At 69.3% G+C, this 17,540-nt stretch carries 20 protein-coding genes; 12 read left to right on the forward strand and 8 right to left on the reverse strand.

The window, feature by feature from the left end; all coding sequences use genetic code 11:
- Positions 1 to 49: 49 nt before the first annotated feature.
- Positions 50 to 1,207: an SDR family NAD(P)-dependent oxidoreductase gene (locus ACI6GS_RS19435; protein WP_439815121.1), complete on the reverse strand. Its 1,158-nt coding sequence runs from the start codon at positions 1,205 to 1,207 to the stop codon at positions 50 to 52.
- Positions 1,208 to 1,335: 128 nt separating this feature from the next.
- Here ACI6GS_RS19435 and ACI6GS_RS19440 point away from each other — a divergent pair, with 128 nt between their 5' ends.
- From ACI6GS_RS19440 to ACI6GS_RS19450, 3 genes are read left to right on the forward strand one after another with little or no spacing between them, the layout of a single operon-like run.
- Positions 1,336 to 1,989 carry a TetR/AcrR family transcriptional regulator C-terminal domain-containing protein gene (locus ACI6GS_RS19440; RefSeq protein ID WP_439815122.1) on the forward strand — a complete coding sequence of 218 codons (654 nt, stop codon included), beginning with the start codon at positions 1,336 to 1,338 and terminating at the stop codon, positions 1,987 to 1,989.
- On the forward strand, positions 1,986 to 3,017 hold the full coding sequence (locus ACI6GS_RS19445) for a fatty acid desaturase family protein (protein ID WP_439815123.1): 1,032 nt from the start codon (positions 1,986 to 1,988) through the stop codon (positions 3,015 to 3,017). Before ACI6GS_RS19440 ends, ACI6GS_RS19445 begins: the two co-directional genes overlap by 4 nt.
- Before the next feature lie 13 nt (positions 3,018 to 3,030).
- The gene (locus ACI6GS_RS19450) at positions 3,031 to 3,723 is read left to right on the forward strand and encodes a DUF4336 domain-containing protein (protein ID WP_439815124.1); all 693 of its coding nucleotides are present in this window, start codon (positions 3,031 to 3,033) and stop codon (positions 3,721 to 3,723) included.
- Positions 3,724 to 3,770: 47 nt separating this feature from the next.
- Here the strand turns inward: ACI6GS_RS19450 and ACI6GS_RS19455 are convergent, their stop codons facing one another.
- On the reverse strand, positions 3,771 to 4,349 hold the full coding sequence (locus ACI6GS_RS19455) for a type 1 glutamine amidotransferase domain-containing protein (protein ID WP_439815125.1): 579 nt from the start codon (positions 4,347 to 4,349) through the stop codon (positions 3,771 to 3,773).
- A 121-nt stretch (positions 4,350 to 4,470) separates the two neighbouring features.
- Positions 4,471 to 5,085 (reverse strand): PDC sensor domain-containing protein, encoded by a 615-nt coding sequence (locus tag ACI6GS_RS19460; RefSeq protein ID WP_439815126.1) that lies wholly within the window; start codon positions 5,083 to 5,085, stop codon positions 4,471 to 4,473.
- Positions 5,086 to 5,238: 153 nt separating this feature from the next.
- On the opposite strand from ACI6GS_RS19460, the gene ACI6GS_RS19465 reads away from it, so the two are divergent.
- Positions 5,239 to 8,028, forward strand: a complete 2,790-nt coding sequence (locus ACI6GS_RS19465) for a methyl-accepting chemotaxis protein (RefSeq protein ID WP_439815127.1) — start codon at positions 5,239 to 5,241, stop codon at positions 8,026 to 8,028.
- A gap of 71 nt (positions 8,029 to 8,099) precedes the next feature.
- Positions 8,100 to 8,681, forward strand: coding sequence for an orotate phosphoribosyltransferase (gene pyrE / locus ACI6GS_RS19470; RefSeq protein WP_439815128.1), 582 nt, complete (start codon positions 8,100 to 8,102; stop codon positions 8,679 to 8,681).
- 42 nt (positions 8,682 to 8,723) lie between these two features.
- Here pyrE and ACI6GS_RS19475 read toward each other — a convergent pair whose 3' ends face one another.
- On the reverse strand, positions 8,724 to 9,947 hold the full coding sequence (locus ACI6GS_RS19475; protein WP_439815129.1) for an acyl-CoA dehydrogenase family protein: 1,224 nt from the start codon (positions 9,945 to 9,947) through the stop codon (positions 8,724 to 8,726).
- Between the two features lie 169 nt (positions 9,948 to 10,116).
- Here ACI6GS_RS19475 and ACI6GS_RS19480 point away from each other — a divergent pair, with 169 nt between their 5' ends.
- The gene (locus ACI6GS_RS19480) at positions 10,117 to 10,584 is read left to right on the forward strand and encodes a YybH family protein (RefSeq protein ID WP_439815130.1); all 468 of its coding nucleotides are present in this window, start codon (positions 10,117 to 10,119) and stop codon (positions 10,582 to 10,584) included.
- Between the two features lie 16 nt (positions 10,585 to 10,600).
- The gene (locus ACI6GS_RS19485) at positions 10,601 to 11,023 is read left to right on the forward strand and encodes a VOC family protein (protein WP_439815131.1); all 423 of its coding nucleotides are present in this window, start codon (positions 10,601 to 10,603) and stop codon (positions 11,021 to 11,023) included.
- Positions 11,024 to 11,161: 138 nt separating this feature from the next.
- Here the strand turns inward: ACI6GS_RS19485 and ACI6GS_RS19490 are convergent, their stop codons facing one another.
- Positions 11,162 to 11,314, reverse strand: coding sequence for a hypothetical protein (locus tag ACI6GS_RS19490; RefSeq protein WP_439815132.1), 153 nt, complete (start codon positions 11,312 to 11,314; stop codon positions 11,162 to 11,164).
- Between the two features lie 289 nt (positions 11,315 to 11,603).
- Here ACI6GS_RS19490 and ACI6GS_RS19495 point away from each other — a divergent pair, with 289 nt between their 5' ends.
- Both ACI6GS_RS19495 and ACI6GS_RS19500 read left to right on the forward strand, forming a co-directional pair.
- The gene (locus ACI6GS_RS19495; RefSeq protein ID WP_439815133.1) at positions 11,604 to 11,891 is read left to right on the forward strand and encodes a PqqD family peptide modification chaperone; all 288 of its coding nucleotides are present in this window, start codon (positions 11,604 to 11,606) and stop codon (positions 11,889 to 11,891) included.
- A 47-nt stretch (positions 11,892 to 11,938) separates the two neighbouring features.
- The gene (locus ACI6GS_RS19500; RefSeq protein ID WP_439815134.1) at positions 11,939 to 12,985 is read left to right on the forward strand and encodes a 50S ribosomal protein L11 methyltransferase; all 1,047 of its coding nucleotides are present in this window, start codon (positions 11,939 to 11,941) and stop codon (positions 12,983 to 12,985) included.
- 7 nt (positions 12,986 to 12,992) lie between these two features.
- On the opposite strand, the gene ACI6GS_RS19505 is transcribed toward ACI6GS_RS19500, so the two are convergent.
- On the reverse strand, positions 12,993 to 13,655 hold the full coding sequence (locus tag ACI6GS_RS19505) for a glutathione S-transferase family protein (RefSeq protein ID WP_439815135.1): 663 nt from the start codon (positions 13,653 to 13,655) through the stop codon (positions 12,993 to 12,995).
- 113 nt (positions 13,656 to 13,768) lie between these two features.
- On the opposite strand from ACI6GS_RS19505, the gene ACI6GS_RS19510 reads away from it, so the two are divergent.
- The gene (locus ACI6GS_RS19510) at positions 13,769 to 14,986 is read left to right on the forward strand and encodes a polyhydroxyalkanoate depolymerase (RefSeq protein ID WP_439815136.1); all 1,218 of its coding nucleotides are present in this window, start codon (positions 13,769 to 13,771) and stop codon (positions 14,984 to 14,986) included.
- 15 nt (positions 14,987 to 15,001) lie between these two features.
- Here the strand turns inward: ACI6GS_RS19510 and ACI6GS_RS19515 are convergent, their stop codons facing one another.
- Positions 15,002 to 15,601, reverse strand: coding sequence for a hypothetical protein (locus ACI6GS_RS19515; RefSeq protein WP_439815137.1), 600 nt, complete (start codon positions 15,599 to 15,601; stop codon positions 15,002 to 15,004).
- Positions 15,602 to 15,789: 188 nt separating this feature from the next.
- Between ACI6GS_RS19515 and ACI6GS_RS19520 the strand changes: the two genes are divergently transcribed.
- Positions 15,790 to 16,515: a cytochrome c oxidase assembly protein gene (locus tag ACI6GS_RS19520; protein WP_439815138.1), complete on the forward strand. Its 726-nt coding sequence runs from the start codon at positions 15,790 to 15,792 to the stop codon at positions 16,513 to 16,515.
- Positions 16,512 to 17,009, forward strand: a complete 498-nt coding sequence (locus ACI6GS_RS19525; RefSeq protein ID WP_439815139.1) for a CopD family protein — start codon at positions 16,512 to 16,514, stop codon at positions 17,007 to 17,009. The genes ACI6GS_RS19520 and ACI6GS_RS19525 overlap by 4 nt, the downstream gene beginning before the upstream one ends.
- Here ACI6GS_RS19525 and ACI6GS_RS19530 read toward each other — a convergent pair.
- A complete protein-coding gene (locus tag ACI6GS_RS19530; protein WP_439815140.1) occupies positions 16,990 to 17,493 on the reverse strand; it encodes a DUF2231 domain-containing protein in 504 nt (167 codons plus the stop codon). The two genes, ACI6GS_RS19525 and ACI6GS_RS19530, sit on opposite strands and share 20 nt — an antisense overlap.
- Positions 17,494 to 17,540: the final 47 nt, after the last annotated feature.

Genomic DNA, 17,540 nt, shown 5'->3' on the forward strand with positions numbered 1-17,540 from the left:
TTCATCCCCACCCTGGCGGGGATGAACGGGCTAGGTTATCGCAACGCTTCTAGTGCCGCGCGGCGCCGTTGCCGTTCGCGGCCGCCGTGTGCAGGCTGGGCCGGGTCGTGCCCTGGTCCGCGGCGGCCTGTGTGTCGACCACGTCGGCAGCGCTCGGCTTGTCCGAGGCCGGCGGCGCCGACGCCTCGACCGGGTTGGACACACCGGCCAGCCGCTTGTTCATCTTCCTGTCGCGCGCTTTCGGCAGCGCCTTGCTGGCCAGGTAGAGGAGCGCCGGCACCGCTACGACGCCGACGGCGACCAGGGCCGTGGTCCGGGCCGACGGCGCGCGGCGCCAGTTGCCGGACACCGCCAGCCGGTCGAGCACAGGACGATAGAGCGCGCCAGAGGTCTGCTTGACCTGCTTGCGGCTGCCGTCGCGGAGCTTTTCCCAAAGATTGTCCATGGCTGCACTTCCTTTTTCTGTCGTGTCGGGGAACAGGGTGTGGAACAGGCTGGCCAGGCCACCCAGCGGCCCGGCCACGATCTCGCGCCGCGGCCGGTCGATCAGGCCGACGATCTGGCGCGCCACGGCGGCGGCATCGCCGGTGACCTGCCCCGGCCGCAGCGCCTTGCCCGTATGGTTGGCGGCATGTTGGAACAGCGGCGTGTCGATGGTCGACGGCAGGATCGAGCAGACATGGATGCCGGGGAAGCTGCGCAGTTCCTGGCGGAGCGCGATCGACAGTCCGCGCACGGCGAACTTACTGGCGACATAGGCGCTTGAGCGGACCTGCCCGGTACGCCCCACCAGCGCGGCATTGTTGATGATGATGCCACGGCGGCGAGCCTTGAAATGCGGCAGCACCGCCCGGATGCCGTTCACATAGCCAAAGAAGTTGGTCTCGATCACCTGGCGGAAGTCGGTCGCCGGCGCATCCTCGAAGCCATGCGCCATCATCACGCCGGCATTGTTGATCCAGACGTCGACGCCGCCAAAGAAGTGGATCGCGCGATCGACCGCCGCGTTCATCGCGACGCCGTCATTCACGTCAGCCGTGGCCGCGATCGCCGTGCCACCCAGACGGCGGCATTCCTCCGTCACCTGATCCAGCAGGTGGCTGCGCCGGGCCACCAGCACCATGCGGGCGCCCCGGCGCGCCAGGGCATGCGCCGTCGCCCGTCCGATGCCACTGGAGGCCCCGGTTATCACGATCACCTTGTCCATCGCCGCCACCCGAAAACGCCTGAGGGTCGAACACGGCAGCGCGCAGCCCTGGGGCGCCGCCGCCTTCTGGCCCCCAAAATGCGGCATATGCGGCGCGGTTCCCGAGGGCCGCTGCATGATTTGTTTGAATGACATACAAGAAACCCATGACCCGCGATGCCGCCCTTGCCAGCCCCCGCCACCGCACCGCGCGCGCCACGCGCGACGCCGGCCGCAGCAAGCGGCAGCAGATCCTGGACGCGGCGGAACGCCTGTTCCGGGACCAGGGCCTCGCCGCAACCACGATCGCCGACCTGGCCGGGGCGGCCGACGCCTTTCCCAGCCAGGTCAACTACTACTTCGGCACCAAGGAGGGCCTGTTCGTGGAGGCTGCCTGCCGCGCCATCCTGCACGCCGCCGAGCAGGCTGAGCGCGCGGCGGGCCAGGCCGCCGACAGCCGGGCCTATTACCGCGCGCTGGTCGAAGTGGTGATGGCGGCGCCTGCCCTGCCCTTCTTTGTGGAGGCCTTGACCCTGGCGCGCCACCGGCCCGACCTGTCGCCGCTGATCGCCCGCACGCTGGACCGCCTGCATGCCGAGGGCAGCCGCGCCTATGCCGCGACGCTGGCCCGCATGGGCTGGCACAGCCGGGTTGGCGCCGGCCCCGACGCCCGCCGCTTCTGGGCGATCGCCCTGGGCCTCGCCGTCCAGCGGGAGGCCTTGGCCAGCCCGCCCCAGGATACGATTGCGACCATGCTGGCCCTGCTGGGGGCCGACCTTCGGTCACAGGACCCGCTGCCATGAACGCTGCCCGCATCGCCGCCCGCGACCTGGTCGACCAGGACACCTTGCATCGCGTCCGTCGCCGCTCCACCGCGTGGGGCCTGTTCCTCGTTGCGCACTGCTGGGCAGTGATCCTGGCCGCGGTCGCCCTGGTTGTGTGGCTGCCCAATCCGCTGACCTGGCTGCTAGCCGTGGCAGTAATCGGCTCGCGCCAGCTGGGGCTGGCCATCCTGGTGCACGAGGGCGCGCACGGCGGCCTGGCGACGGATGAGCGGCTGAACCTGTTCGTGTCGCAATGGTTCTGCGCCTATCCCATGGGACAGGAGACGCTGGCCTATCGCCGTTATCACCTGAAGCACCACGCCCGCACGCAGCAGAAGGACGATCCCGACCTCGTCCTCTCCGCCCCCTTCCCCATCACGCGCAAGAGCCTGCGCCGCAAGCTGCTGCGCGACCTGTCCGGCCAGACCGGCTACCAGCAGAGGAAGGCCCAGATCGTCAACGCGCTGGGCGACCCCTCCTGGCCGCTGGCGAAGCGCGCGCGCCACTACTGGGCCAAGCTGGGCAGGGCCACGGCGGTCAATGCCGGCCTGTTCGCGGCCGCCATCGCGTCCGGCCATTGGTGGGTCTATCCCCTGCTGTGGCTGGTGCCGATGCTGACCTGGTTCCAGGTCGTGGTCCGCATCCGCAACATCGCGGAACATGCCGTCCTGCCGGAGAACGGGGCGACCAATCCGTTCCACTGTGCCCGGACCACGGTCGCCAACTGGCTGGAACGCGCCTTCCTGGCACCCTATTTCGTCAACTATCACCTGGAACATCACCTGATGTTCTACGTGCCCTGCTACCATCTGCCGGCGCTGCACCGCGCCCTGATGGCAGGGCCGAACGGCCCGGCAATGACGGTGGCGCACGGCTATCCCGGCGTGCTGGCGCTCGCCACGTCCAGGCCGGCCAACGAGGACGCCCCCGGCGCCCTGGTCCACAACGCGCGGCGCAAGGTCGCCAATTCGGGCCCGGTCGACGAGGATTCGATCAGTTCGTTCTAGCGAAAGGCCCGCCGTGCTCCAGCCCCTGGGCCCCGATATCTGGACGATCGAGGGTCCGGCGGTCACGGCCTTTCTCGGCTTCCGGTATCCGACGCGGATGGCCCTGGTGCGGCTTCAGGACGGCGGCCTGTTCGTCTGGTCGCCCATCGCGCTGACGGAGGCCCTGCGCGATGCCGTGGCGGGCGTCGGGCCGGTCCGCCATATCGTCGCGCCCAACGACCTGCACCACCTGTCCGTGCCCAACTGGATGGCCGCGTGGCCGCAGGCCCAGGTCCATGCCGCCCCCGGCCTGCGGGCCAAGCGCCCCGACATCGCCTTCACCGCCGACCTGGCCGACACCCCGCCGCCCGGCTGGGCGGGCCAGATCGACCAGGCGGTGATCCGCGGCAACGCCATCACGACGGAGGTCGTCTTCTTCCACCGGGCCAGCGGCACGGTTCTGGTCACCGACCTGATCCAGCACCTGCCGCGCGGCTGGTACACGGGCTGGCGCGCGCTGGTCGCGCGCCTGGACCTGATGACCGGACCCGAACCCGCCGTGCCCCGCAAGTTCCGCATGGCCTTCAAGGACAAGGCGACGGCCCGCGCCGCCATGCGCCCAGTGCTCGACTGGCCGGCGCAGGCACTGCTGATCGCCCACGGGCCCCCGGTGACCCAGGATGCCCAGGCCACGCTGCGCCGGGCGTTCGACTGGCTGCCGAGCTGATCAGGTCCAAATGGTCGGCAACACCGGCGCAGCCAATCGATGCCCCCCTACTCCGCGGCGCGGGCGCGGTCGTGGCGACCTTCGGCGATTTCCTCGATCAGCTTGGCACAGAAGGCGGGCAGGTCGGCCGGCTTGCGCGAGGTGACGAGGCCCTGGTCGGTCACGACCTCCGCATCGGTCCAGTCGGCCCCGGCATTGACCAAGTCCGCCTTCAGCGACGGCCACGAGGTCATGCGTCGGCCGCGCGCGACGCCGGCATCGATCAGCGTCCACGGCCCATGGCATATGGCGCCGATCGGCTTCCGCGCGTCGCCGAAATGCCGGATGAAGGCGATGGCCTTCTCCTCCAGGCGCAGGGCGTCCGGGTTGATCACCCCGCCGGGCAGGACCAGGGCGGCATAGTCCTCTGCCACGACCGTATCCAGCGCGCGGTCCACGGCGACGGCGTCGCCCTTGTCATGATGCTGCCAGCCCTGGATGGTGCCGGCCTTGGGTGCCACGACGTGCACCTCGGCCCCCGCCGCGCGCAGGGCCTTCACGGGTTCGGTCAGTTCGCTCTGCTCGAAGCCGTCGGTGGCCAGGACGGCGACGCGGCGGCCGTCCAGGCGGCTTTGGGAATTGGCCATGGGGGTACTCCTGTACTGTGGGACGGGTCGTTTGGACTTGGCCGCCCCAATCCCCTGACCTCAAGCCGGTTCCCCGCGGCCCGCGCCGCCGCATGGCGCGGCCGGCCGCCTGATGGGCAACTCAGGGCAGCTTCTCGACATTGATGCCGACCGTGACCGCGCCGATCGCCTTGCCATCGGCAGGGTCGACCACGGTGCGGCTGACCTGGGCGACAAACGCCTTGGCCGAGTCGTCGAAATCGACCTCGTCGATCAGGACGCCGTCGGGCCCCACGGCGTAGGTCTTCTGCCACTTTGCTTCGTCGCCCTGGAAATAGTCGGAGGTGATGCCGCTCTGCCCCACGTTCAGGCCCTTGGCATCCATCACGAAGATTTCCAGGAGCAGGCCGTTGCTGCCATCGGCCTTGGCCTTCAGGAAGCGCGACAGGTCGTTGCCCAGCACCTTGTCGACCAGTGGCCCGCTGCCGCCCGGAGCCTGAGCGCGCCATTCCTTGTCCAGGCCGTCAATCGCGGCAGCGTCCAGGCCCGCCGTCTCGGCATTCTGGGCCTTGATCGCATCAACCACCACCGGATCGGCCAGCCACGGCGTCACCTGCTCGGCCATCACCTTGGTCAGGCCGGCATCGAACTCGCCCGCCCGGCCCGGCTGCGCCGCCAGCAGCCCCGCTACCGCCGCAACGATCCCCGCCAGGCTGACCGCGATCGGCGCCGCCGCTCGTTTCGTCTGCGCTTTCATTGAACGTCCCCTCGACCTGTACCGCGCTGGGGCCCCGTCAGCGGCGCCCGCACGCAGTTAACATCGTTCATCGTCGTACCGATCGCGTTAAGCCGAAGTTAAGTGCGTGTGGTGCATGGATACACGCATGCAAACGGTGGAGTGGACGGGCGCATGACTATCCGCAAGCGCATCGGGCTTGGCTTCGCGGCCGTGATCCTGCTGACTGTCGGCGTGGCCGCGGTTGGTCTGTTCGGCCTGTCCAGCCTCTCCAGCCGCGGCCAGATCAGCGCCCAGGTGGAGGAGCTGGCCCGCGAGCTGGGCAACGCCCAGCGCAACGGCGACGCCACCGCCGCCGCCACCGCCGTCCAGGCCCTGGCGGAGAAGGCGGAAGGCCTCAAGCCCAGCCTGGGGGGCCAAGCGGACGAGATCGCGGGCCAGCTCCGCGCCTATGCGACCGCGCTGGTCCAGGCGGCCGATGCCACACGTGCGCGCGACGCCGCGGCCGCGGCAATCGCCAATGGCAGCACAGCGCTGGGCGAGGCCGCGCGCCAGATCGACGTCGCCGCCACGAACGAGACGCAGAGCCGCGAGCAGGCCCTGCGAGACGCCCTCGACGCCGCTGCCAAGCGCGACGAGGTGGCAACCCTGGCGCGAGAACTGTCGGGCTCCGCCATGGCCGCGACCGACGCGCTACAGGCCTTCATGCTGGCCGATCAGTCGGCGGTCGACCGCATGCAGACCGCGCTGCGCCGCACCTTCACCGTTTCCGTCCGCCTCAAGAACCGCCTGACCGAGGGCGAGGAGGCGGCGCAGATCGCCCGCATCGGCACCGCCGCGACCGACGCCCGCTCCGGCTTCGCCCGACTGGTCGAACTGCAGACCGCCCTCCAGGCCGAGGAGAGCGCCATCGCCGCCGCCGGGGCCGAGGCGGATAGCGCCGCACGCGGCTTCGCCACCCGGGCGCGCGACCTGATCGCCGCCGGCACGCTGCCCTCCCAGGTCCTGGAATCCGCGCGCGAGATCGAGCGCCTGGGACTTGAGGCGCAGGCCCGGCACAGCGCCTATCTCGCCCGCCGCAACCTGCCCGACGCGATCGCCGCGCGCAGCGCCGTCAACACCGTCTTCCTCAAGCTGCTGTCGCTGAAGCGCGGCCTGGTCAGCGCGGACGAGATCGCCGCGGCCGACGAGATGACGAAGCAGGCCCAGGCCTATCGCAGCGCCCTCGCCGCCATGGTCGATGGCGGGTCCCGCGCCGTGGTCGTGGCCCGCGACCGCGATGCCCAGAGCACCGCGGTTGCCGACCTGACGCGGCAGATCAAGGCACTGGCCGATACCGTCACCACCGCCCAGGCGGACGCGGCCAAGGCGCTGCAGGCCCAGGCGGCCGAAGCGACGGCCGCGATGAACGCCGCCAATGCCCGCGCCGCCGCGGCCGCCAGCCTGGCCCAGGGCGCGCTGACGGTCGACCGCGCCGTGGCCCGCTTCAACCTGGGGCAGAACGCCAATCCCAGCCAGTCGATCATGGCGCTTCAGGCCCGCCTGGCCCAGCTTGAGGTGGGCGAGCAGCGCACCGCGGCCGAAGCCGCGGCGCAGAAGGCCGCCGCCGACTTCGCCGTCCTGCGCCGGGCCGCCCGCACCCGGGCGGAGGCGATCCGCGCCCAGGACGAGGCCGCCGGCAAGGTCATCGCCCTGGTTGGCGAGGTCGCCCAGGCCCAGGCCCAGGCGGCCGACCGGGCCCGCACCCAATCGCAGAACCTGGTCCTGGCCGGCACCGGCTTCGGCCTGCTGATGGCGCTTGCCTTCGCGTTCCTGGTCGGGCGCAGCGTCGCCCTGCCGCTGGGCCGGATCACCGGCTCCGTCCGTCGCCTCGCCGACGGCGACCTGGAGGCCGACATCCACGACACAGAGCGCCGCGACGAAGTGGGCGACATCGCCAAGGCCGTGCTGATCCTGCGCGACAATGGCCGCCAGGCCCGGGCAACGGAGGCCGAGGCCCAGCGCCTGCGCGCCGAGAGCGAGGCAGAGCGCCGCAATCGCGACCAAGCCGAGCTGGAGGCCGAACAGGCGAGGCTTGCCGAGCGCGACCGCCTGCGCCAGGAGGCCGAGGCGGCGCGCCGCCTCTCCACCGAGCAGCTGGCCAATCGCTTCGACAGCGAGGTGGGCTCGATCGTCGGGGCGCTGGCCGCAGCCGCGGGCGAGCTTGAGTCGCATGCCCGCGCCCTCACCGACTCCGCCGCCCAGACCAGCACCGAAGCCGGCGCCGGGCGCGAGGCGACGCAGGCCTCTGCCAGCAATGCGCAGTCCGTTTCGGGCGCCGCCGGGCAGCTCAGCGCCTCCGTCGCCGAGATTGCGGCGCGCGTCGCGGAAGCGACGAGCATGGCACGCAACGCCGTCGGTCACGCCGAATCGACGCGCTCCATCGTCGGCGACCTGACATCCGCCGCGAACCAGATCGGTGTCGTCATCGCCCTGATCGGCGACATTGCCAGCCGCACCAACCTGCTGGCCCTCAACGCCACCATCGAGGCAGCGCGCGCGGGCGAGGCGGGCAAGGGCTTCGCCGTCGTTGCGTCCGAGGTCAAGGCCCTGGCCAACCAGACCGCCCGCGCGACCGAGGAAGTGACCCGTCACATCCAGGCGATCCAGATCGCCAGCGGCTCCTCCGCGGACGCGATTGCGGAGATAGCCTCCTCCGTCAGCGCGCTCGAGGCGATCTCGACCTCGATCGCTGGCGCCACGGAGGAACAGGGTGCCGCCACGCAGGAGATCGCCCGCAACATCCAGGCGATCGCCACGGGGACGGAGGCGCTGGACCATTCGATCGGCGCGGTGCTGGGCATGGCCGACCAGACCGGCACCGCCGCGCACGAGGTCCTGGGCGCCGCCTCGGGCATCGCGCAGCGCACGACGGAGCTGCGCGACCGCGTCGACCGCTTCCTCCAGGACGTCCGCGCCGCCTGATTGCGGCGCGGGGCGGTTGCGTGTACAGCCTGCGCCGCCCCACCCCGCGACATGACAGGATGACTTGGCCGATGACGGATGCCCCCAGCCGACTGGCGCAAGCGCGCGCCCAGGTCTTCGCCACCATCCTCGACAACTCGTTCGGCTGGCGCGACCTGATCCTGGCGTCCGGCCGGCCGTCCGACTTCTACATTGACATGAAGCCGACCATGCTGGACCCGGTGGCGGCGGCGGCCCTGCCGCACCTGATCCTGGACCGCATCGCCCCGCTCCAGGTCGATGCCGTGGGCGGCCTGGAAATGGGGGCCGTCCCGCTCATCACGCCCGTCATCGCGCAGAGCCTGGACAGCCGCCCGCTGACCGGCTTCTTCGTGCGCAAGAAGGCCAAGGACCACGGGACCAAGAAGCTGGTGGAAGGCCCGTCGATCGACGGCCGCCGTGTCGTGATCATCGAGGACGTGACGACCACCGGCGGTTCCGCCATGCAGGCGGTGGAGGCAGTCCGCGCCTCCGGCGGCATTGTCGCCCTGGTCCTCTCCGTGGTCGACCGCGAGGAGGGTGCTGCGGAGTTCTATGCCGAGCAGGGCATCCCCTTCGATGCCCTCTTCCGCGCCAGCGAATTCAAGCGCGCCAGGCCCAAGCCCGCGGCCTGAGCGCGAGCCCTCCCCCGAGGGGAAGGGCTCGCACGTCAGGGATCAGGCCGGCAGCTCGTTGTATTCCTTGATCTTGATCTTGCCGAGCTGGGACATGTGTACCTCGTCCGGGCCATCCGCGATGCGCAGGAAGCGGTTGGTCGAGAAGAAATAGGCGATCGGCGTGTCCTGGCTGACGCCCATGCCGCCATGGGCCTGGATCGCGCGGTCGCACACCGTCTGGGCCATGCGCGGCGCGATGACCTTGATCGCCGCGATGATGTCGCGGGCGACCTTGTTGCCCACCGTGTCCATCATGTAGGCGGCCTTCAGCGTCAGCAGCCGGGCCTGCTCGATCTCGCAGTACGACAGGGCCACGTCCTGGCGGATGCTGCTCTGGTCGGACAGCTTCTTGCCAAAGGCGACGCGGTTCTCGACCCGGCGGGCCATGATCTCCAGCGCGCGCTGGGCCTGGCCGATCGAGCGCATGCAATGGTGGATGCGGCCCGGCCCCAGGCGCCCTTGCGCGATCTCGAAGCCCTTGCCCTCGCCCATGATCAGGTTCGACTTCGGCACGCGCACGTTCTCAAGGCGCAGCTCGGCCTCGCCGCCCGGCGAATGCCACGAGCCGAAGACCTTCTGGTTGCGCACGATGTTCACGCCCGGCGTCTCGCGCGGGATGATGATCGTCGACTGCTGCTGGTGGCGCGGCGCGGACGGGTCGGTCTTGCCCATCAGCAGCAGCAGCTTGCAGCGCGGATCCATGATGCCGGAGATCCACCACTTGCGCCCGTTGATGACGTAGTCTTCGCCATCGGCCTTGATCTCGGTCTCGACGTTGGTTGCGTCGGACGAGGCGACCTGCGGCTCGGTCATCAGGTAGGCCGAACGGATCTCGCCGTTCAGCAGCGGCATCAGCCAGCGGTCCTTCTGCGCCTTGGTGCCAAACTTGGCCAGCACCTCCATGTTGCCGGTGTCGGGCGCCGCGCAGTTGAAAACCTCGGACGACCAGGGAACGCGGCCCATTTCCTCGGCCAGGGGCGCGTATTCCAGGTTGGTCAGGCCCGGCGAGTATTCGCCGTACTCATGCGGCAGGAACAGGTTCCACAGGCCCTGGGCCTTGGCCTTCTCCTTCAGCTCCTCGATCTTGGGCCAGGGCTTCCACAGGTTCGCGTAGTCGTTCACGAACTCGTAGTGCTCCAGCTCGCTCGGGTAGATGTGCTCGTTCATGAAGGCCCGCAGCCGGGTGAGCAGGTCCTTCACGCGATCGGAATGTTCGAAGTCCATATCATGTCCTCCCTTCAGGTAAGGCGCCCCTGATAGCGAAGCAGGCGTGCCGTGGCAATGCGCCTGCCGCAGCGGAAGGCAGGCGCCCCGGAAAATCGCCCGGCCATGTCGGGGTGGCCCCTCGCCCTGCGTCCTTGGCTCAATCACGGTGCAACCGAAGGACGCCACCATGAACGCCGCAATTGCCCGAGGCATCGACGCGTCGGACACGGATCGCCAGGCCATCCTGGCCCTGGTCGGGGACCATGCCACAGGCATCCGGGACAAGGATGCCGGGCGCGCCACGGCCGGCTATCTACCGAATGCCGTGATCTGTGACCTGGCGCCACCCCTGGCCCATTCCGGGCCGGCGGAGGAGGAACGCGGGGGCCTTGAGGCCTGGTTCGCCACGTGGGACGGGCCGATCGGCTATGACATCCGGCTGGAGCAGGTGACAGTTGGCGGCGATGCCGCCTTCGCCCATGGCTTCCTGCACATCAGCGGGACGAAGACCGATGGCCAACGGAACGCCGTCTGGGCCCGCCTGACCGTCTGCCTGGTCCGGACCCCGGACGGCTGGCGTATCGCGCACGAGCATTCCTCGGTCCCGTTCTACATGGATGGCAGCCTGCGCGCCGCCGTCGACCTTTCGCCCTGATACGAAGGAGCCAGCGATGGACAAGCCCGATTCCGGCGCCGCCCCGCCGAAGCAGCCCGAGGTCCTGGGCGGTGTCGCCCCCTACCTCCAGGTCGATGGCGCTGGCCGCGCCGCCGCCTTCTACGCCGCCGCCTTCGGCGCGCAGGAAGTCGCGCGCCAGCCCGACGACGCGCAGGGCCGCACGATGCACATCCACCTGCGCATCAATGGCGGCTCGGTCATGCTGTGCGATCCGTTCCCGGACTATGGCCAGCCGCATGAGCCGCCGCAGGCCTTTACCCTGCACCTTCAGGTCGACGACATCGACGCCTGGTTCGCCCGCGCCATCGCGGCGGGGGCAGAGGTGACGATGCCGGTGCAGATGATGTTCTGGGGCCACCGCTATGGCCAGCTGCGCGACCCCTTCGGCGTCCGCTGGTCCATCGGGCAGGAGGCGTGAGGCCGCCCGGGCGGTGAGGCTGTCAGGTCCACGATCGTCGCGGCCGCCGTGGCATCAAGGACGTCATTTTCCGTTCGATCGGCCCGATCCGCTTGGCTGACCAGGGTCGCCCGCCACCGGCCCGCGACCCCATTCAGATCAGCTGAAGAATGTACCGTCGGTGCCGCCGCCGAGATCGTTGTTCGCAACCTGCGCCAGCGACAGGCACACGACCTCGGGGACTTCCCAGGCCAGAAGTGGTGCTTCGACCGCAACGTCTGCGCCTGCCCTGTCGCCTTCGATGTTTGTCATGCCGGCACCCTTTTGTTCTGGGAAATCGTTGGGGTACAGACACTAGCATCCAACGAATGCACCGCACGCGGCAGAAACTGTTGGCCGGCAGGACAACCGCAGTGTGTGCCCCGGCGGATACGGCTGCGATGGTCTGCCCCGGCTCCATGTCCATCACGCTGTCCGGCGCTTCCGTCACAGACGATCCGTGCAATGACCGTCGCCTGTGCTAAATCCCCTGGAGAATCTGGCACAGCGTCACGGTCCGGCATCCGGGTCGGCGACGCATGACGATGAGAGATGTACAGCCATGAGCAAGACGCCCCTGACCAGCCAGTCGATCGTGTCCCGCGCCGACGGCTTCATCGAGGCGGATGCCGATGGCGAGGTCCTGGCCCTGCATGTGGAAAACGGCACCTGCTACGGCTTCAACAAGGTGGGTTCCGCCGTCTGGACGCTGATCGAGCAGCCGACCAGTGTCGCTGCGATCTGCGAATCGCTGATGCAGCGCTATGACGTCGATCAGGCGACCTGCGAGCGGCAGGTCGTGGACCTTCTCGAGGAACTGCGCGGCGAAGACATGATCGTGGTCGGTTGATTGGCCCCCTTACCTGTCTGCCTGGCACCTGTCTGCCTGGAGAGCCGATGACCCGCCTGCCGCTTGACGCCCTGGTCGCCCAGTTGGCCGACCGCCCGGTCGCACTCCTGAACCTTGCGCGCACCCTGCTGGCCAAGGGGCGGAACGAAAAGGCGCACGAACTGGCGCTGAAGGCCCGCCAAGCCGGCGCCGACGACCCGGAGGTGCTGGCCCGTGCGGCCGAGATCCTGTCCAACCGCGTGCCGCAATGGCACTTCGCCATCGTGCGCGACGCGGTACGCAATGACGCCTATGAGCAGGCCCTGGTCCGCGCGATTACCCCGACCTCCCGCGTGCTCGATATCGGCTCCGGCACCGGGCTGCTGGCCATGATGGCGGCCCGGGCTGGTGCCGCCCGCGTCTTCACCTGCGAGATGAACGGCGCCGTTGCGGCCGCGGCACGCAGCGTCATCGCGCACAACGGCCTGTCCGAGCGGATCACCGTCCTGTCGCGCCATTCGGACGACATCGACGCCGAGCGCGACATGGGTGGGCCCGTCGACATCCTTGTGTCCGAGATCGTCAGCAACAACATGCTGGGCGAGGCCACATTGCCGGTGCACGAGAAGGCAGTGCGTCGCCTTTTGCGCCCCGGCGGGCACGTCATCCCGGCGCGTGGCCGGGTGCGGGTTGCCCTCGCCCGCTACGACCGCTCCCGGCGGATGACCAGCGCCGCGGGCTTCGACCTCAGCCCGTTCAACGTGCTCCAGGCACCGCTGAAGACGGTGTCCGTCGACTCGGCGGACCTGGCCCTGTGCAGCGACGCGGCAGACCTGTTCGACTTCGACTTCGCCTCAGGCGGCCCCTTTCCGGAGGCCCGGGCCCAGGTGCCGGTGACGGCCAGTGCGAACGATGCCAACGGCATCGCCCAATGGCTGGCCCTCGACATGGACGGAACCGGCGTCTACGAGAACCGGCCCGGTCCCGGTACCGCGTCCTGCTGGGCGGCGGTGTTCCATCACTTCCCCCCGGGCCTGACGGTCGCCGCCGGGACGCGGATCGCAATCGCGGGCTCGCACGATCGCAACAGCGTCACGCTCTGGCCCAAGCCATGACGGCGCGTCAGAACTCGACGTCCAGTTCCTCGAAGTCCTCGGGCTCGGCCTCTGCCTCGCGCGCCCAGTCCTTGACCGGCTGCCAGTCCAGGACCGCGTCCGAATAGGCCTTGCACGGCCCGTCCAGCGCCACGGCATAGGTCTTGAACCGGGCTGCCACGGGCGCGTACATGGCATCGGCCATGGTCGGCTTGGCCCCGAACAGGTACGGCCCGCCATAGGTCGCAAGGCAGGTGCGCCAGATTTCCTGCACCCGCTCGATGTCCGGCCTGGCGCCAGCCCACACCTTGAAGTTCGGATAGTGCGCTTTCAGGTTCATCGGCAGCGCGGAGCGGAGGTTGTAGAAACCGGAGTGCATTTCGCCGCAGATCGCGCGGCAGTGCGCCCGTGCACCCTTGGCCAGCGGCAGCAGCCCGGCCTCCGGCCGTTCCTCGGCCAAGTATTCCGCTATGGCAAGGGTGTCCCACACCTTGACCCCGTCATGCTCCAGCGCTGGCGTCAGGAACGACGGCGATATGAGCAGCAGTTCCGCCCGGGTAGACGGGTCGTCCAGGGAGAGGACCTTCTCCTCCACGTCCAGGCCGGCCAGCCGGCACAGCAGGTAGCCCCGCAGCGACCACGACGAGTAGTTCCTGCTGGAAATGGTCAAAACGGCCTTTGCCGTGCTCATCCTGCCCCTCGCCCTCTGCGCGTCGCCGCGATGATGGACGATTATCATCTCGCAGTGCACAAGAAAGTGCACTAGCGTTTGCACTGCAGGGGGAAGCTGACATCGGCCGGAGCGTGCTCTACTCGACCTATCAAACAACGAACGACCTGTTCGAGCCGGCGCGTGCGCTGGCCCGGGTCACCAAGGGAATCCTGGCCTTGTGGCCCGACGCGGTGGATTACGCGCCGGTCCGGCAGTGGAGCGCCGCGTGGGAGATGGTGTCCCGCGCGCAGCTGACCCATCACAGGCCCCCGTATGACATCGACCATGTCACCGTGGGCAACCGCGAAGTGGCGGTGGTCGAGGAAGCGGCGATGGTCACGCCGTTCGGGACGCTGCTGCGCTTCGCGAAGCCCCAGGTCGACGTGGTACAGCCGCGGGTGCTGGTCATCGCGCCACTGTCCGGTCACTTCGCCACGCTGTTGCGCAACACGGTGCAGACGCTCGCCGCCGACCACGACGTCTATATCACCGACTGGCACAATGCCCGCGACATTCCCCTGTCGGCCGGGCGCTTCGGGTTCGAGGACTATATCACCCACGTCATCCAGTTCCTGGAGGCGCTGGGCCCGGGCGCCCACGTCGTGGCCGTGTGTCAGCCCTGCGTCCAGGCCCTGGCCGCGGTTGCGGTGATGTCCCAGCGCAAAAATCCGGCGACACCGCGCAGCATGACGTTGATGGCAGGCCCCATCGACACGCGGATCAACCCGACCAAGGTCAATGACCTGGCGATGGAAAACCCCATCGAATGGTTCGAGGAAAAGCTGATCAGCACGGTGCCGGCGCGCTTTGCCGGGGCTGGGCGCCGGGTCTATCCCGGTTTCATGCAGTTGACCGCCTTCATGTCGATGAACATGAAGCGGCACCGCGAGGCGCACCGCAACCTGTACCGCCACCTGGCGCGGGGCGAACTGCCCGAGGCTGAGAAGATCAAGACCTTCTACGACGAGTACTTCGCCGTGCTGGACCTGACGGCGGAGTTCTACATCGAGACGGTCAAGATCGTCTTCCAGGATGCCGCGCTGGCCAAGGGGGAGGCGATGTACCAGGGCGAGCGGATCGATCCGTCAAAGATCCGCCGCACCGCCCTGCTGACGGTCGAGGGCGAGCGCGACGACATCTGTGCCCTGGGCCAGACGGCCGCGGCCCATGACCTGTGCACCGGCCTGCGCCCCTACATGAAGCGTCACCACATGCAGGCCGGCGTGGGCCATTATGGCGTCTTCAGCGGCAAGAAGTGGGAGCGCGAGATCTATCCGATCGTGCGCAACCTGATGCTCTCGCACGACTGACCGCGACCGCCCGCCTCAGGCCCGGGGCAGCCCCTCTCCACCCGTCTCAAGGGGCCGCACCCAGCCCAGGACGGGGCCGCGGGCATGCGGTCCGCCCAGCGTGTCGCGCAGCATCGCGCGGGCCTCCTCGGCCGAGTCGATGTCGTCGAACCAGTCGATCTCCAGCCGCCGCATCTGGCCCCGCAGGCCGATGCTGAGGCGATAGCGTGTCCCGGAGTCCGTGGTCTCGTCGGCGACCATCGCGATGGCCCCCAGGTCGTCGAACCCATAGTGCCGCTTGCGCCGGCCGAACAGCCCACGATCGTCCGCCGTCAGGATGCGGGTCCGCGGATCGAACACGAAAGTCCGGGCGACGCCCAGGATTGCCGTGGACAGGAACAGGGCGCTGACCACGACGGCCCCGGCGCAGATCACCAGGACGAACACCGTGGCGATCGAGAAGCCCAGCCATTGCGGACGGACCAGCAGTTCATACGGTGCCAGCAGCGGGACTAGCCCACCCAGCGCCATGAGCGCCCGGGCCGCCGCCGTGACCGGCTGGTGGAAGGCCAGGACCCCGTCCCTGGCGACCGTCGCCGTGATCACGCCCGCACCATCCGCCTGACCCTGTACCAATCGCTGCGCGCATCCTGCCTGCAGTCCCGGCGACGGCCAAGCCGGCCCTTCGGGCAGCGACGGCACGCGCCGCCGCGCCGACGGGAAAAATTCCGTGAACCACAGGGCACTTTGCGCGTTGTGCGGGGTGACCGCGTCGCCGCGTGGGGTGGCACAGCGGAAAGCCTGGGGGGATGTCGGGCGCAGGAATGGATGTCGAAGCCTATTGCGGACCGCCGCCCGGCCCGGGTGACCTGGGTGCTGCCTGGAATGCCGACCCGATCGCCCTGGCGCTGATCGCTGCCCTGGCGATGGCTCATTCCCTGCGCCGCAGCGGCCAGGGATCGCGCCCCGCCCTGGTGGCGGCGCTTGTGCTGATTGCCACCCTGTTCCTGTCGCCGCTTTGCGCGTTGACCACGGCGCTGTTCTCCGCGCGCGTGGCGCACCACGCGATCCTGGTCGCACTTGTGGCACCTGCTCTCGCACTGGCCTTTCCCCGCCCGCCGCGCCTGTCCGTTGCGACATTGGCGGGAATCCATGCGGTGGTGCTGTGGCTGTGGCATGTGCCAGCCGTCTATCAGGAGGCAATCGGCCCGGCCCCGCTCTACTGGCTCATGCAGCTCAGCCTGCTGGCCTCGGCCGTGGCCCTGTGGCAGGCGGCCCTGGACGACAGGCGCGCCCTGGCGCCGCGGCTGCTGATGCTGGGAGCCACGGTCGCGCAGATGGGCATGCTGGGCGCCCTGCTGACCTTTGCCGGGCGGGCGCTATACGCCCCGCATTGGGACACGACCCTTCCCTATGGCCTTGGACCGGTCGCCGACCAGCAGTTGGCCGGCCTGATCATGTGGGTGCCTGCAGCCCTGCCCTACCTCGTGGGGGCCACGGTGCTGATCAGCCGGACACTTGCGCCCGCCCCTGTTGGCGGGACCAGATGATTGTCGCCCTGAAGCTGGTCCACATGGCGGCGATCGCCATCTGGAGTGCCGGGCTGCTCTGCCTGCCGGCCCTCTATGTCCGCCGTGGCCGCACGGTGGCCGGCCCGTCGTTCCACCGTCTGCATGGGATGGTCCGGTACCTGTACGTCACCGTGCTGTCGCCCGCGGCGTTTGTCGCCATCGCCAGCGGCACCGCCCTGATCTTTGCCCGCGAGACGTTCGAGCCCTGGTTCTCGCTGAAGCTGCTGCTGGTGGGCGCGATGGTCTCGCTCCATGTGCTTACCGGCCTTCTGGTGATCCGCCTGTTCGCCGCGGATGCCTTCTATCCGGTCTGGCGCTCGGCCGGCGCGACCCTGGCGAGCCTGTCCGTCATCTCGGCGATCCTGGCCGTCGTCCTCGCCAAGCCTGACCTGCCCCACCTGCTGCCCGCGGAACTGGGCGAGCCCGGCGCATTGCGGCGCCTGGCCGAGCCGATCAACCCCTTTCAGAAATGACCAGGCCGATTCCGTGATCGAAGACCAGCTTGCCCCCGTGCCAGCCCGCCAGGCCGGTGAACACCGCCGCCAGGCAGGACAGCAGCAGGCCATGAGGCAGGATGTGCTCCGGGCCCATGAGGCGAACCCCCCAGTTGGTGCCGATGGTCGCGATCAGCGTCATGGCCGCCACTGCATGGGTCCAGCTGGCCACCCGCTTGCGAATGCCCTTCACCAGGAGCAGTTCGGCCGTCCCCACCAACCCGGCGGCGATGCCGCTGAAAAAGGCGAAGCCTGCCGCCCACAAGCCGGCTCGCGCCCAGAACGGATCCGCCGTCCACCAGTAGAAGACGTCGCTCGCCAGGGTCGCCATGACCAGGGCGATGGGAAAGTGGACGCTCATCGCGTGCAGCGGGTGGCCGGCGACCGCCACGGCGGATTCCACGCTGTGCCGGGCCACGGCCTCGATCACCGGGCTGGGGGTCGTCGGGTTGGTTTCGTTCATCGCTGGCCCTCCTGGCGGGGGCCAACCCCCTGGCGCCGCCTGCGGTT

The sequence above is a fragment of the Zavarzinia sp. CC-PAN008 genome (genome assembly GCF_051903925.1).
Lineage (GTDB): Bacteria > Pseudomonadota > Alphaproteobacteria > Zavarziniales > Zavarziniaceae.

Bases quoted from the DNA above. Each gene is read 5' to 3' on its own strand.
- ACI6GS_RS19435 (WP_439815121.1), bottom strand. From the start codon at position 1,207: ATGGACAAGGTGATCGTGATAACCGGGGCCTCCAGTGGCATCGGACGG.
- ACI6GS_RS19440 (WP_439815122.1), top strand. From the start codon at position 1,336: ATGACATACAAGAAACCCATGACCCGCGATGCCGCCCTTGCCAGCCCC.
- ACI6GS_RS19445 (WP_439815123.1), top strand. From the start codon at position 1,986: ATGAACGCTGCCCGCATCGCCGCCCGCGACCTGGTCGACCAGGACACC.
- ACI6GS_RS19455 (WP_439815125.1), bottom strand. From the start codon at position 4,349: ATGGCCAATTCCCAAAGCCGCCTGGACGGCCGCCGCGTCGCCGTCCTG.
- ACI6GS_RS19460 (WP_439815126.1), bottom strand. From the start codon at position 5,085: ATGAAAGCGCAGACGAAACGAGCGGCGGCGCCGATCGCGGTCAGCCTG.
- ACI6GS_RS19465 (WP_439815127.1), top strand. From the start codon at position 5,239: ATGACTATCCGCAAGCGCATCGGGCTTGGCTTCGCGGCCGTGATCCTG.
- pyrE (WP_439815128.1), top strand. From the start codon at position 8,100: ATGACGGATGCCCCCAGCCGACTGGCGCAAGCGCGCGCCCAGGTCTTC.
- ACI6GS_RS19475 (WP_439815129.1), bottom strand. From the start codon at position 9,947: ATGGACTTCGAACATTCCGATCGCGTGAAGGACCTGCTCACCCGGCTG.
- ACI6GS_RS19480 (WP_439815130.1), top strand. From the start codon at position 10,117: ATGAACGCCGCAATTGCCCGAGGCATCGACGCGTCGGACACGGATCGC.
- ACI6GS_RS19485 (WP_439815131.1), top strand. From the start codon at position 10,601: ATGGACAAGCCCGATTCCGGCGCCGCCCCGCCGAAGCAGCCCGAGGTC.
- ACI6GS_RS19490 (WP_439815132.1), bottom strand. From the start codon at position 11,314: ATGACAAACATCGAAGGCGACAGGGCAGGCGCAGACGTTGCGGTCGAA.
- ACI6GS_RS19495 (WP_439815133.1), top strand. From the start codon at position 11,604: ATGAGCAAGACGCCCCTGACCAGCCAGTCGATCGTGTCCCGCGCCGAC.
- ACI6GS_RS19500 (WP_439815134.1), top strand. From the start codon at position 11,939: ATGACCCGCCTGCCGCTTGACGCCCTGGTCGCCCAGTTGGCCGACCGC.
- ACI6GS_RS19505 (WP_439815135.1), bottom strand. From the start codon at position 13,655: ATGAGCACGGCAAAGGCCGTTTTGACCATTTCCAGCAGGAACTACTCG.
- ACI6GS_RS19520 (WP_439815138.1), top strand. From the start codon at position 15,790: ATGGATGTCGAAGCCTATTGCGGACCGCCGCCCGGCCCGGGTGACCTG.
- ACI6GS_RS19525 (WP_439815139.1), top strand. From the start codon at position 16,512: ATGATTGTCGCCCTGAAGCTGGTCCACATGGCGGCGATCGCCATCTGG.
- ACI6GS_RS19530 (WP_439815140.1), bottom strand. From the start codon at position 17,493: ATGAACGAAACCAACCCGACGACCCCCAGCCCGGTGATCGAGGCCGTG.